Consider the following 14106-nt stretch of genomic DNA (forward strand, 5'->3'; position numbering starts at 1 on the left):
GACGTGCGAGGCGGACTGGACGATGCGCTCGACAAGTTGGCGCGCCGGGACGAGCTGCGCCGCCGCGCCGCGGCGGAGGCCAACGGCACCCCGCCGGCGGTGACGGAGCTGGTCGAGGCGATCGCCGCGGTGGTCGGCCGCAACCCCGAGCTGGGCGTGACCGTCGGCGTCGAGGGCGCGGGCGATCCGGTGCTGCTGCACTTCGCCGTCGAGGACGGCATCGTGCAGGTCAGCGCGGACAACACGGTCGCCGACCGGGTGGCCGAGGCGGCGCCGGCCGCACCTCGGCACGCGGACTTCGACATCGACCTGGACGAGCCGGAGGCGTACACCCCGCCGCACGGCTACCGGTTCGAGCAGCCCGCGGAGAACGGCGAGGAGACCCGCCGCCTGCACTATCCGGAGCCGGCCGCCCAGGACCGGTACGCCGAGCCGGCGCAGCGCCGCGCGGAGCAGTTCCAGCCGCACCCGTTCGCCGCGACGCCCCCGCCGGAGGTGCCGCCACAGGCCACCCGGCGCATCCACGCCGAGCAGCACCGGGCCCCGGAGGAGCCGAGCGCGGCCCAGCGCGGCATGCCGGCCCCGCTGCCCGAGCCGATCCCGCTGCGCGTCGACACGGAGGAGACGGAGATCGCGGCGAAGCGGCTGGCCGCCCTGCTGCGCGACAACCCGAGCCTGCTCCGCTCCCAGGACTGACCCGCCCGGCTCAGCCCGGCCCGGCCAGCCGGCCGATCGCCTGCTCCACCCCGCCGACGCGGTCGGCCAGCAGCCCCACCGCGCCCACCGCCCGGCTCATCGGGTCGTCCCCCTCGCCGCCCAGCGCCTGCTCCCGCAGGTACGCCGCCTTCACCTCGGCCCACCGCCGCTCCTGCTCCGGGGTGAGCCGCCCGCGCAGCTCGGCCAGCTTCAGCAGGTTCGCCTCCGCGCCGGTGGTCAGCGTCTGCGCCTCGCCCCGGTAGTGGTCGTCGATGACGGCCTCCAGCTCGGCGTCGTTCATCACCGGCACGATCCGCTCGGCCAGCTTGTTCATGTTGCGGTAGGACCCCTGCAGCTTGAACGGCGGCTCGGTGCGCGCCGCGTCGGACTGCCCGGCCGACGCGATGTACGCCTGGTTGTTGCGCAGCACCACCCGCTGCACCCGGCGCATCTTGCGCAGCACCGACAGCACCTGCTCCAGCTCGACGGCGGAGTACGCGTGGCTGAGCCGGTCGGGGCGTACCGAGTCGTCGCCCTCGGCCAGCCGGACCAGCAGCGGCAGGTCGGCCCGGTCGCGGGCGGACAGCGGGGCCAGCACCTGGTTCGAGGTCAGCGCGTTCTCCAGGTACGACAGCTCGAACACGTCGTCGCGCCCGGCCAGCACGTCGCCGAGGTTCCACACGTCGGCCCGGTTGGCCAGCATGTCCGGGATCCGGAACCGCTGCCCGCTCTCGGTGTACGGGTTGCCGGCCATGCACACCGCGAACCGCTTGCCCCGCATGTCGTACGTGCGGGTGCGGCCCTCCCAGACGCCTTCCATCCGGCGCTGGGCGTCGCAGAGCGAGATGAACTTCTGCAGCAGCTCCGGCGAGGTGTGCTGGATGTCGTCCAGGTAGAGCAGGACGTTGTTGCCGAGCTCCAGCGCGAAGGTGATCTTCTCGACCTCCTGGCGGGCGGTCGCGTTGGGCGCCTCGGCCGGGTCCAGCGACGTGACGTCGTGCCCCAGCGCCGGCCCGTTGACCTTGACGAGGACCAGGCCGAGGCGGTTGGCCACGTACTCCATGAGGGTCGTCTTGCCGTAGCCGGGCGGGGAGATCAGCAGCAGCAGGCCGGACTGGTCGGTGCGCTTGGCGTCGCCGGCCGCGCCGAGCTGGCGGGCCAGGTTGTCGCCGATCAGCGGCAGGTACACCTCGTCCAGCAGCCGGTTGCGCACGAACGCGCTCATCACCCCGGGCTTGAACTCGTCCAGGCGCAGGCGGGCGCGTTCGGCGGCGGCCAGGGCGGTCCGCTGCTTCTGGTACGCCCGGTACGCCGGCACCGCCGTGGCCCGGAACTCCCGGGTCCGGGTGAGCACCTCGTCCAGCCGCAGCGTGATCGTGCCGGCGACGATGCGCGGGTGGCTGCCCAGCAGCCCGGCGACCGTCTCAGTGAGCGCCGCCGCCGAGTCGTACCTGGTCAGCACGGTTCCGGTCAGTTCGAGGGCCACCGCCTCGGCGAGGTCGTCGGGTGCGCCGGCGTCCGGCTGCGCCGCCAGGAACGCGGTCAGCCAGGCGGTGACCAGCTGCCGGCGGGCCGGCAGATCATCGGCGAGCGCGCGCAGGTCGTCCGCGTACTCCCGGGTCGCCGCGGCCGGACCGCTGCTGAGCGCCCGGTGGAAGCGCTCGACCAGCGTGCGGGCGCCGGCGCCGGTGACGAACCCGGCCGGGGTGCTCGCCAGCTCCTCCACCAGGTACTCGCCGACCAGCGGCTCCGCGCTGAGCTCGGCGCACAGCTCGGGCAGCGCGGACCCGGCCGAGCCGAACATCTCCCGGGCCCGGACCAGCGAGGCGGCCCGGCGCTGCCAGGCCTGCTTGTCGCCGTCGCCGAAGGCCCAGCGGAGCTGCGCCGCCGCGCGGACCGGGCCGGGATAGCGCAGCAGGCCGGCGGAGGCGCGCAGGCGGACCAGCGCGTCCAGGATCAGCGCCGCGTCGGCGTCGTGGACGCCGCGCTCGTAGCCCTCGTCGTACCGGGCCTCGGCCGCCCGGCGCACGAGCGCGGGCAGCGTGCCGGCGGCCGCGGCCGCCGCGACCCCGGCCGGGTCCTCGGCCAGCAGGGCGGCGGCGAGGTGCTCACCGCGGTAGACCGCGGGGGTCTCGGAGACCACGGTCTGGTCCCAGTACGCCCGGGTGGCCGCGAACGAGGCGTCCCGGACCGGCGCGCGGTAGTCGGTGCCGGTGATCGCGAACGCCAGCTCGGGCCCGTCCGGCACCAGCGTCAGGTCGATGGCCTGGGTATTCACCGCGAACGTGTGCCGGCCCAGGCGGATCGTGCTGCCGTCGGAGCCGTAGAGGTCGAGGCGGTCGCGCAGGGCCCGGCCGGCCTCCTGCCGGGCCGCCTTGACCCGCCCGTCCAGCTCCTCGGCCCGTACGGTGTCGCCGAGGGTACGCAGCTCGCCCGCGACCGAGCGCAGCTTGCCGACCATCGGATCGGTGGCGAAATAGGTGTTGACCTCGTCGAGCGTGCCCAGCGCGGCGACCCGGCGCTGCACGCTGGCCAGCGTGCGCTGGGCGGAGTCGACGAGCCGGTCGGCGCGGCGGGCCCGGTCGTCGAGCAGCGATTGCCGGCGGGCCGCGAACGCCTCGTAGACCTCGGAGCGCTTGGCGCTGAGCTGGTCGGTGAAGTCGTCGAAGTCGCCGAACCGCGACTCCAGCGCCTCCACCTGGAGCATCAGCTTGGCGACCTGCTCGTCGCTGCGTTCCGGGGTGTCCGCGGCGGCCAGCCCGGCCGTCACCGACTGGCCGAGCAGGGCGAACTCGGCGGCGAAGGCGGCCCGGCCCTCGACCGCGGCCAGCTCCCGCCGGCGCGCGTCCAGCGTGGCCCGGGCCCGGTTCACGCCGCCGAGCACCTCGCCGATGCGCTCCAGGATGGCGACCCGGACGGTGGCGTCGGCGATGTCGAGCCCGCCCACCACCTCGGTGACGACCTGGAGGCCGTCGGCCTGTTCGGTGAGCCGCTCGCCGACCGGGCCCGCCTCGGCGACCGTGGCGATCGCGGCCGCGTCGGTGACCAGTTGCTCGACGGACTGCTGGTAACCGGTGAACGCGTCGGCACGCTGGAGGAACTCCACGGCCCGGCGGGCGGTCGAGTCGACCTCCGCCACCAGCTCCTGCCCGAGGGCGTCGAGGCGGGCCAGGTCGACGTAGCGCAGCTCGCGCAGGCTCACGATCCGGCCCTGGGCCTGGCGCAGCGCGGCGAGCTGACGGATCCAGGCGTCGGTCGTGGTGGGCACCTCCCCCCGGGCCCGGCGGATCAGCGAGGTGGTGGCGGCGCCGGCCTCCTCGACCGCGGTGGCGGCCTGGGCGGTCAGCTCCTGCACGGACTCGTACTCGTCCAGCACCTGCTCGGCGGTCGCCCGGACCTCCGACAGCGGGCCGCGCAGGTCACCCAGCTCGCGCTCGCCGAGCCAGTGGTAGTTGTCGAAGAGCCGGCCGCACGCGGCGATGATGGCCTCGAAGACCGCGCCGGACGGCGTCATCTCGTCGACCATCCGCGCCACCGAGAGCGCGTCGGCGATGCCCCGGACCAGGTCGGCGTTGCCGACGCGCTCCAGCGGCCCGCTGCCGACGGGCTGCGCGGCGGCGTACGTGTCCGACACGTACGGCGTCTGCCACACCTGCATCGGGTGCACCCGGGTCGGCTCGTCGGTGACGTGCCGGAACGCGATCAGCGTGCCGTCGTCGAACAGCGAGAACCCGTGGCAGGTGATCGGGGTGGCGACCTCCTTGCGGATCACGTTGTACGGCAGCAGCAGGTACCGCCCGGTGTCGCGGGCGTGGAAGACGTACAGCACGTCCTCGCCGTTGACCGACCGCACCACCCGTTCGAACTCCAGCCCGGCGACCTCGGCGTCGAAGGTCTTCGCGACGCCGGTGGCCAGGTAGTAGCCGCCCGGGAAGATGACGCCCTGGTCCTCGGGCAGCCGCTGGCAGGCCTGCCCGATGCCGTCGAGGCGCTGCACGTCCCGGGTCCGGGTGTTGAAGACCAGGTAACGCTGCACGGTCTCCTTGTACGGCAGCACCCGCAGCAGGATCAGCGGCCCGATCCGGGCGTACGCGATCTCCGCGTCGGCGAGGCTCTGCAGCGGCTCGTCGACCGGCTCGGAGAAGACGCCCTCGCCGTCCTCGGTGTTGTTCTCCACCTTGACGGTCAGGGTGCCGCCGACGGCCTCCACGAAGACCTCGTCCTCGATCGACACGTGCGGGTGCCGGCCCAGGACGTGCTGCTCGCGGGTCGTCGGCGTCCAGGTGAAGTCGTGCGCGGGCGGGAAGACGTGGTCGCGTTCGCCGCGGTTGTCCACGTACGACACCGTGCCGTCCACGCCGACCTTCCAGCGCAGCACCTTGAGGTCGTCGGCCCGCGCCCCGGTCTGGAAGACCGCCAGCAGCAGGCCCTCCAGCCGGCGCAGCTGCAACAGGCGGGTCTCCCGGTAGTAGCGGTACAGCTCGGCGAAGTCGCGCTGGAAGACCGGGTCGTCGAGCAGGCCCGGCAGCGCGGCGCCGGCGTCGAAGCGGAACGCCTCGCCGTCGCGGGTGAAGCCGTGCACCGCGAAGACGTCGTCGATCGCCGTCTCGGTCTTGAGCCCGATGAACACGTTGTAGCCGAACAGCATCGAGCCGCCGACCTGCACGATGTCCCGCGGCACGCAGTTGTTGCCGGTACGGATGCGCTCCGCGCCGAGCAGCCGCATCTGCTGCCCGCCGAACGTCTCCGTCCGGCGGGCGTTGAGCTGTTCCGCGCGCTCGGCCAGCTCCTTGGCCTGGCCGGCGAGGCGGGCCCGCAGCACCTCGTACGTGCCCGCATCCATAGCCGTCTCCGCGGCGAGGGCGGTGTCGGTCACTGCTGGGCCACCACCGCGCCGTTGGTGGGCAGCAAGGTCGCGACGCGGTTGTCCGCCACGCCGAGCTTCTGCGCGGCGGCGAGCAGCTCACGCAGCTTGCCCGCGTCGGCGCCGCCGGCCTTGATCTGCTGGGTCAGGAACGCGGCGAGCGTCAGGTTGGCCACGTCGCCGGTCGAGACCGAGCCGAGCAGCCGACCCAGGTCGTCGGTGATGCTGGCCGACCCGTCGAGGTAGCGCGAGCCGAGGCCCTGCGCCACGGTCGAGTGCTCGACGAAGCCGTCGAGGCTCTTGCCCATGGTGATCGACCCGAGCAGCTTGTCGAAGAAGACCGAGTCCCCGCCGACGATGTCGATGTTCGCCTTCTCCAGGCCGGCCGCGACGACCATCGCCTGCGACTCGGCGATCTCCTTGTGCACGGTGATGCCGGCGAGCCGGATCTCCTTCTCCATCTCCAGCCGCAGCCGGTACTCCTCGTGCTCGCGGGTGGCGTCGTCCAGCGCGCCCATCGCGGCGGCCTTCTCGGTCAGGCCCTCGGCCTCGCCCTTGAGCTTCTCGCGGATCGCCTCGGCGGCGACCAGCGCCTTCTCCCGGTCGACCGTCGCCTCGGCGCGGCCGGTCTGCTCGATCACGGCGGCCTCGGCGCGGCCGGTCTTCTCGATCACCTCGGCGTTGCGCTCGCGTACCTGGACGTCGGCGAGGCCGGCCGCGGCCGCCTCGGCCTGCGTACCCTCGGCCAGCCGGATCTTGGCGCGGGCGTCCAGCTCCGCGGTCTGCTGGCGGGCCTCGGCCAGCAGCAGTTCCTCGCGGGCCTTGAACCGGGCGGCCGCCTCGGCCGCCTCCGCCGCCTTGATGTCCTTGACCAGGGCCTCCTGGGCCTCGGCCTCGGCGTTGATGACGACGGCCTGGCGGGTGCGCTCGGCCTCCTCGACCATGCGCAGGCGCTTGATGTTCTCCTCCTGCTCGGCCACCGTCTTCTCCACCGCGATGCGCTCGCGGATCACCTCGGCGATCGCCCGCTTCTCGCCCTCGACCTCCTTGTTCTTACTGATCGTGGAGAGCTCGGTCTCCCGCTCGCGACCGATGACCTCCAGCATCCGGTCCTTCTCGATGCGCTCGGTCTCGATGGCGATGACCCGCTCGCGGTTCTTCTCGGCGACCGCGATCTCCCGGTCCTTGTTCTGCTTCTGCACGCCGAGCTGCTGCTCGGTGCGCAGGTGCGCGCCCTCGGCGCGGAGCCGCTCCTCGGCCTGCGCGAGCTGGATCTCCGCCTCCTCGCGGGCCCGGATGGTCTCGATCTCCCGGCGCTGCTTGATCTCCGCGTCGGCCTGCCGGCGCTCCAGTTCGAGGATCGCCTCCTTGGCGTCCACGTTCTGCCGGGTGATCTCCTTCTCCTCGTTGCGCCGGAAGTCGTTGGTGCGGACCGCCTCGATCGCGGTCAGCTCGGTGATCTTCCGGATGCCCTGCGCGTCCAGGATGTTCTTCGGGTCGAGCGACATCATCGGCGTCTGCTCGAGGAAGTCGATCGCCGCGTCCTCCAGGCTGTAGCCGTTGAGGTCGGTGCCGATCACCTCGATGATCTGGTCCCGGAACTCGTTGCGCTTGGTGTAGAGGTCGACGAAGTCGAGCTGCTTGCCGACCGTCTTGAGCGCCTCGGAGAACTTGGCGTTGAAGAGCTCCTGCAGCGTCTGCTCGCTGCTGGCCCGCGTGGTGCCGATCGCCTGGGCGACCTTGATGACGTCCTCGGTGGTCTTGTTGACCCGGACGAAGAAGGTGATCCGGATGTCCGCCCGGATGTTGTCCCGGCAGATCAGCCCCTCCCGGCCGGTCCGGGAGATCTCGATGGTCTTCACCGAGATGTCCATGGTCTCGGCCTTGTGCAGCACCGGCAGCACGACGGCGCCGGTGAAGGTCACGTCGACCCGGCGCACCTTCGACACGATGAGCGCCTTGCCCTGTTCCACCTTGCGGAACATGCGGCTGAGGAAGAAGACGACGCCGAGCACGATGAGCAGCACGACGGCGATGAGCACACCGAGACCGGTGGAAATCACGTCCATCATTGATCCTTCTTGCCGAGGGGCTGACTAGAGAGCTACGTCTGCGGGGACGATCCAGAAGAACTCGCCGTCCGCGTCGAAGTCGTAGAGGACGGCGACGGTGCCGGCGCGCAGGTCGTCGTGGCCGGCCTGGCGTACCTGGACCACCGCCGAGGAGCCGTCGGGGGAGTGCACCTCCGCCTGGCCGAAGGTCGCGGTGACCCGCCCGGTGCGCACGACGCAGGTCATCCCGACGAAGTCGGCGCGCGACGGCTCGGCGCCGGACGGCAGGAAGCGCCGCAGCAGCAGGACGGCCAGCCGCGCGACCACCCACGCCACCACGACCGCCCCGGCCAGCACCAGCCCGGCCGGGACCGCGCCGAGCAGCTCGCCGCCGGCCAGCGCGGCGAACCAGGCGACCGCGACGAGCAGGGAGAGCACCACCGAGGCGGGCACGCCGCCGAAACCCAGGAAGCCGAGGAAGCCGCCGTCGGTGTCGACGCCGTCCCCGTCGGGATCCGCGCCGCCGGCGATGACCACGAGCCAGTAGCCGATGACGACCACCAGCAGCGGGGTGAAGATCACGGCGGGGAAGCTGAGCGCAGCCTCGAAGAACCCACCCATGCATCCGCCCCGTTTCCCCGTGTGCCGCCCGCCTGCGGTGATGTCGATGATGTCAGGGGTCGTCAACGCACGTTGCCCCCGAACCGACCACAACGGGTCAGCTCTTCAGTCGGAAGCCCGACCCGACGTCACTCAGAGTGCGCAATCGGCAACCTCTCCGCTGCGGCGGCCCACAACACTCTGAGTAATCAATTCCTTGCCGTCGCACCCCGCTTGTCCGCCTTTGTGGGTCCCCGTCCTCACGTGGGGTGACGCGGCTTTTCGGGGTTAATGCACCGATTCGCCCTAACCGAGATGTCTGTCATAGACCGAAAGGTCAGTTCGGCCCGGCGGTCCGGTCGCCGCTATTGAATCACGCTGGGTAGCGACCTAATGTCCTAATACGTCCGGCAGCGTCGCCTCGCCACGAGGCTTCGTAACACGGTTAGTGACGACGGGAGGCGAGCGATGACGGCAGCCCACAGCTGGTACCTGGTGATCGCCGGATACGCCATCATGCTGGCCTGGCCGGTCTCCACGCTGGCGCTGGTGAGCTTCGCGCTCCGTTACGTCGCGTCCCACCGCACCGCCCTGGTCAGCCGCTCCCTCGAGCGCGGCGACGGCACCCCGCAGCACTTCTGGATCATCGTGCCGGCGCTGAACGAAGAGGTCGTCGTCGGCAACACCGTCAACGCCGCCCTCGCCCTTGGCGGCCCCGGCGGCACCCTGGCCCGGGTGCTCGTCGTGGACGACGGGTCCGACGACCGCACCCCCGAGGTCCTCGCGGCCATCGACCACCCCCGGCTGCAGGTGCTGCGCCGCGACCTGCCGGAGGCCCGCCAGGGCAAGGGCGAGGCGCTGAACGCCGCGTACCGCTACATCGCCGAGCGCACCGCCGAGGCCGGCATCGACCCGGAACGGGTGGTCATCGGGATCATCGACGGCGACGGGCAGGGCAGCCGCAACATCCTGCTCGAGGTGTCCCGGATGATGCGCGACACCCGGATCGGCGCCGTCCAGGTGCAGGTCCGCATCCGCAACCGCGACAAGCTGCTCGGCGCGGTCCAGGACCTGGAATTCGGCGCGATCGTCAACGCCTGCCAGAGCCTGCGCGACACCATCGACACCGTCGGGCTCGGCGGCAACGGCCAGTTCACCCGGCTGTCCGCGCTGCTCGCCCTGGGCGACGCGCCGTGGTCGGCCTGCCTGGTCGAGGACCTCGAGCTGGGCCTGCGGATGCACCTCGACGGGGTCGGCATCCGCTACACCGCCCGGGCCAGCGTCACCCAGCAGGCCGTGGTCGACCTGCGCCGGCTCACCCGGCAGCGCACCCGCTGGGCCCAGGGCAACATCCAGTGCGTCCGCTACCTGCGCCGCCTGATGGCCGCCAAGCAGATCACCACCACCTCGCTGCTGGAGGTCATGCACTACCTGATCTCCCCGTGGATCAACGCGGTGGTCACCGTCGTGCTGATCGTTGCCACCGCCGCGGCCACCGTGGGCCTGCTCGCCGGCCACCCGGTGCCGTACCTCAACACCTGGTCGGCCCTCGCCGAGACCGGCGGGATCTGGTTCGCGGTCACGTTCTTCCCCGGCTTCGTCTGGGCGCTGGTGCACCGCCACCGGCTGCGGGACGAGAGCCTGCGCCGGCTGCTGACCGCCGCGGCCGCGTACCCGATCTTCCTGCTCCTCGGCCTGATCGCCACCTACCGCGCCATCGGCCGCCAGGCCACCGGCCGGCAGGCCTGGGCCAAGACCGAACGGCTCGCCGAGGAGCCGCTCGCCCCGCAGTCCCTGCAGCACGCACTCGCCGCCTGAAGGCTCCCCCTCCGTCAGAAAAGGCTCCCCCCATGTCGCTCCCCGAAGTTCACCTGATCGGCGGCACCCGCCCCGAGGCCGTCAAGCTCGCCCCCGTCGCCCTGGCGATGCGCGACGCCGGCCTGGTCGCCCCGGTCCTGGTCGCCAGCGGCCAGCACCCGGCCATGGTCAGCCAGGCGCTCGCCGCCTTCGACCTCACCCCCGACGTCACGCTGCGGGTCGAGCGGGGCACCGGCAGCCAGGCCGAGCTGCTCACCGAGATGATCCGGCAGCTCGACGCGCTGTGGGCCGAGCGGACCCCCGCCGCCGTGCTCGTGCAGGGTGACACCACCACCAGCCTGGCCGGCGCGCTGGCCGCCTTCTGGCGCCGCATCCCGGTGGTGCACCTCGAGGCCGGGCTGCGCTCCGGCGACCTCGACTCGCCGTTCCCCGAGGAGGCCAACCGCCGGCTGGTCGCGCAGGTCGCCGCGCTGCACCTGGCGCCGACCCCGCTGGCCGCGATGAACCTGCTCGACGAGAACATCGCCACCGCGGACGTGCTGATCACCGGCAACACCGTGGTGGACGCGACGCTGGCGGTCGCCGGCCGCCGGCTGCCGTTCGAGAACCCGCAGGTCGCGGCGGCCCGGGCCAACGCCGCCGGCCGCCGGCTGGTGGTCGTGACGGCCCACCGGCGCGAGTCGTGGGGCGCGCCGCTGGACCGCATCCTGGCCGCGGTCCGCCGGCTCGTCGAGCGGTACGCCGACATCGACGTGATCCTGCCCAGCCACCCCAACCCGGCCGTCCGCGCCCAGGTGGAGGCCGGGCTCGCCGGCATCGACCGGGTCACGGTCACCGACCCGCTGCCCTACCCCGACCTGTCCCGGCTGCTGTCGGAGGCCTACCTCGTGCTCACCGACTCCGGTGGCATCCAGGAGGAGGCCCCGTCGTTCGGCGTGCCGGCCCTGGTGCTGCGCGACGTCACCGAGCGGGTCGAGTCGCTGCACGCCGGCTGTGCCCTGCTGGTCGGCTCCGACACCGACCTGATCGTCAAGGAGGCGGCCGTGCTGCTCGACAGCCGGGTCCGCCGCGACGCGATGACCGCGGGCGGCAACCCGTACGGCGACGGGCTCGCCGCCGCCCGTACCGCCCAGGCCACCGCCGCCCTGCTCGGCCTGGCCACGGCGCCGTCCCCCATGCCCGCCGGCGCCTCCCCCGCCCCCACCGCCACGTTCGGAGCGTCCCACTGATGCGCACCTCCAAGATCTCGCGCCGCGCCCTGCTCGGCGCCGGCGCCGCCGCCACCGCGACCGCCGTCCTGGGCTTCGGAGCCGTCAACGCCGACGCCGCCGCCGTCACCCCGATCGCCGCCAGGTCCGGCAAGGCCGCACCCGGCGGCGGCACCGCGAAGACGCTGGTCCTCTACGACACCACCGGCGACTACGGCTGGATGGGCGAGGTCTACGCGACGCAGACGGCGAACCTGGCGTCGCACTTCGGCTCCTGGACCGCCGCGCCCGTGGCCACCTACCAGGCCGGCGACCTGTCCGCGTACACCGCGGTGATCTACCTCGGCTCGACCTACGACGAGCCGCTGCCGACCGCGTTCCTGGACGACGTCATCGCCACCACCAAGCCGGTGACCTGGGTCTTCGACAACATCTGGCAGCTCGCGGCGCGGGACGCGGGCTTCGCCGCCAGCCGGGGCTTCACCAGCGGCACGTTCGACTTCGCCGCGGTGGCCGAGGTCGGCTACAAGGGCCGCACGCTCACCCGCGACACCACCGACCGCTCCGGGATCATGAACCTGTCGATCACCGACCCCGCCAAGGTCAGGACCCTGGCGACGGCGGTACGCCCGGACGGCTCCACCTTCGGCTGGGCCGTGCAGTCGGGCAACCTCACCTACGTGGCCGAGATCCCGTTCGCGTACGTGAGCCACGACGACCGCTACCTGGCCTTCGCCGACCTGCTCTTCGACTCCCTGGGTGACACCGGCGTCGCCCGTGAGCGGCACCGCGCCCTGGCCCGCATCGAGGACGTCGGCCCCGACTCCGACCCGGCCGAGCTGCGTGCGATCGCCGACTACCTGTACGCGCAGAAGGTGCCGTTCAGCGTGGCCGTCTACCCGCGCTACCGTGACCCCAAGGGCGTACAGAACGGCGGCACGGCCCAGGACTACACGCTGGTGCAGAGGCCGAAGGTGGTGGCGGCACTGAAGTACATGCAGCAGCGCGGCGGCACCCTGCTCATGCACGGCTACACCCACCAGTACGGCAATGTGGCCAACCCGTACGACGGCGAGAGCGCCAACGACTTCGAGTTCTACGCGGCGCACATCGACGGCAACAACAGCGTCATCTACGACGGTCCCGTACCCGGCGACTCCGCCGCGTGGGCCGCCAACCGGATCGCCGCCTCGGGCCTCACCTTCGCGCTGGCCGGCCTGGGTGTGCCCAGCGTCTTCGAGTTCCCGCACTACGCCGGCAGCGCCGTGGACTACCAGGCGGTCAACGCGGCCATGGGCAAGCGCTACGACCGCGGCCTGTACTTCCCGGGCGTGCTGACCGGGGCGAAGATCGACTACACCCGCCAGTTCGGACAGTTCTTCCCGTACACCGTGCGGGACGTCTACGGCTCGGTGGTCATCCCGGAGAACATCGGCAACGTCGAGCCGGAGGCGTTCAACAACCACCCGGCCCGGCTGCCCGCCGACCTGCTCGCCTCGGCCGGGCGCAACCTGGTGGTCCGCGACGGCGTGGCCAGCTTCTTCTACCACCCGTACCTGGGCACGGACTACCTGAAGGACCTGGTCACCGGCATCAAGGCGCAGGGCTACACCTTCGTCAGCGGCACCTCGATGCTGGCCGGCTGACCATGTCGGGTACGGCGGAGGTCGTCGCCTTCTACGCGCAGTCCTGGATCAGCCGGGACCCCCGCGCCGTCCGCAGGGTGATCGCGGGTGACGCCGAGATCGAGTGGAACCTGGACGTGCCGGTCGACGACGAGGAACTGGTGCAGACCCTGGACCGGATCGCGGCGTTCGCCGACGCGGTCACCCTGGTCTCCACCACCTGCGCCGGCGACCGGGCCTGGCTCGTCTACGACTGCGCGGCCCCGTTCGGGACCGTACGGATCGCCGAGTTCCTGACGGTCGCCGACGGCGCCGTCACCGGCATCCGGCAGGTGTACGACGTGGTGGCGCTCCGCCGCTACTTCCCGGGCCTGCTCGACGAGTGATCCGGGGTCAGCGGGCCGGCGTGGGCAGCGCGTGGTCGAGCAGCTCGAAGAGCTTCTCCCAGTGCCGCTTCTCCGCCTCGGCGTTGAAGACAGCGGTGTCGGCCATGGTGAAGCCGTGCTCGGCGCCGGGATAGATCTCGGAACGGAAGCGCACGTCGGCCGCGTCCAGGGCGGCCTCGAGGCGGTCGATCTGCTCCTGCGGCATGGCATGGTCGTGGTCGGCGTGCGCGAAGTACACCTCACCGGTGATCCGGGGGATCTCCAGGTGCGGGCTGTCCGGCTCGTCGGTGGCCAGGTGGGCGCCGTGGAAGCTGGCCATGGCGACGATCCGCTCCGGGTGCGCCGTGATGGCCCGCAGCGCGTTGCGGCCGCCCATGCAGTATCCGACGACCGCGTCCGGACCGGGCGAGACCCCGTCCTGGGCGGCCAGGAAGTCGAGGTAGGCGCGGGTGTCCCGGGTGATCGCGCCGGCGTCCAGGCGCTGCATCATCGGCATGAGCTTGGCGAAGACCTTCCCCCGCTCGGCCGGGTCGGCCAGGTTCGAGGTGTCGGCGACCGGCGAGCGCGCGCTGCGGTAGAACAGGTTCGGCGCCAGGACGGCGTACCCGCGCTCGGCGATCCGCTCGGCCATCTCGTACAGGCGCGGGCGGAGGCCGAACGCGTCCATGAAGAACAGCACGCCCGGGAAGGGGCCGTCGCCGTCCGGCACGACCAGGTACGCGTCCGCGACCCCGTCCTCGGTCGACACGTCCACCATCGTCTTGCGCATGCACTGCCTCCTGAAGAGTGCTCCGGATGACCCTCCGCGAACGGTAGCTCTTCGTACCCTCCGTGAGCGGGATCCCCCCTCCCCGCGGG

9 protein-coding genes are annotated in these 14106 nt (G+C 72.2%); 5 read left to right on the forward strand and 4 right to left on the reverse strand.

Features of this window, described 5'->3' with window-relative positions; genetic code table 11:
* Positions 1 to 3: 3 nt before the first annotated feature.
* A complete protein-coding gene (locus Ani05nite_RS15325) occupies positions 4 to 696 on the forward strand; it encodes a hypothetical protein (protein ID WP_203768913.1) in 693 nt (230 codons plus the stop codon).
* A 10-nt stretch (positions 697 to 706) separates the two neighbouring features.
* On the opposite strand, the gene Ani05nite_RS15330 is transcribed toward Ani05nite_RS15325, so the two are convergent.
* Genes Ani05nite_RS15330 through Ani05nite_RS15340 form a run of 3 tightly spaced genes read right to left on the reverse strand, consistent with a single transcriptional unit; the run spans position 707 to position 8232 of the window.
* Positions 707 to 5572, reverse strand: coding sequence for a DNA repair ATPase (locus Ani05nite_RS15330; RefSeq protein ID WP_239129998.1), 4866 nt, complete (start codon positions 5570 to 5572; stop codon positions 707 to 709).
* Positions 5569 to 7632: an SPFH domain-containing protein gene (locus tag Ani05nite_RS15335; RefSeq protein WP_239130000.1), complete on the reverse strand. Its 2064-nt coding sequence runs from the start codon at positions 7630 to 7632 to the stop codon at positions 5569 to 5571. Before Ani05nite_RS15335 ends, Ani05nite_RS15330 begins: the two co-directional genes overlap by 4 nt.
* A 24-nt stretch (positions 7633 to 7656) precedes the next feature.
* The gene (locus Ani05nite_RS15340) at positions 7657 to 8232 is read right to left on the reverse strand and encodes a hypothetical protein (protein ID WP_203768915.1); all 576 of its coding nucleotides are present in this window, start codon (positions 8230 to 8232) and stop codon (positions 7657 to 7659) included.
* Positions 8233 to 8679: 447 nt separating this feature from the next.
* Between Ani05nite_RS15340 and Ani05nite_RS15345 the strand changes: the two genes are divergently transcribed.
* Genes Ani05nite_RS15345 through Ani05nite_RS15360 form a run of 4 tightly spaced genes read left to right on the forward strand, consistent with a single transcriptional unit; the run spans position 8680 to position 13248 of the window.
* Complete coding sequence (locus Ani05nite_RS15345; protein WP_203768917.1) at positions 8680 to 10029, forward strand: glycosyltransferase family 2 protein; 1350 nt, start codon at positions 8680 to 8682, stop codon at positions 10027 to 10029.
* A 32-nt stretch (positions 10030 to 10061) separates the two neighbouring features.
* Entirely contained in the window at positions 10062 to 11258 is a 1197-nt protein-coding gene (gene wecB, locus Ani05nite_RS15350; RefSeq protein WP_203768919.1) for a non-hydrolyzing UDP-N-acetylglucosamine 2-epimerase, read from the forward strand.
* Positions 11258 to 12883, forward strand: a complete 1626-nt coding sequence (locus tag Ani05nite_RS15355; RefSeq protein WP_203768921.1) for a DUF2334 domain-containing protein — start codon at positions 11258 to 11260, stop codon at positions 12881 to 12883. The genes wecB and Ani05nite_RS15355 overlap by 1 nt, the downstream gene beginning before the upstream one ends.
* A gap of 2 nt (positions 12884 to 12885) precedes the next feature.
* Complete coding sequence (locus tag Ani05nite_RS15360; protein WP_203768924.1) at positions 12886 to 13248, forward strand: hypothetical protein; 363 nt, start codon at positions 12886 to 12888, stop codon at positions 13246 to 13248.
* Between the two features lie 7 nt (positions 13249 to 13255).
* On the opposite strand, the gene Ani05nite_RS15365 is transcribed toward Ani05nite_RS15360, so the two are convergent.
* Positions 13256 to 14017 carry a dienelactone hydrolase family protein gene (locus Ani05nite_RS15365; RefSeq protein WP_203768926.1) on the reverse strand — a complete coding sequence of 254 codons (762 nt, stop codon included), beginning with the start codon at positions 14015 to 14017 and terminating at the stop codon, positions 13256 to 13258.
* Positions 14018 to 14106: the final 89 nt, after the last annotated feature.

The sequence above is a fragment of the Actinoplanes nipponensis genome (genome assembly GCF_016862275.1).
In the GTDB taxonomy this organism is placed as follows: Bacteria; Actinomycetota; Actinomycetes; order Mycobacteriales; family Micromonosporaceae; genus Actinoplanes; species Actinoplanes nipponensis.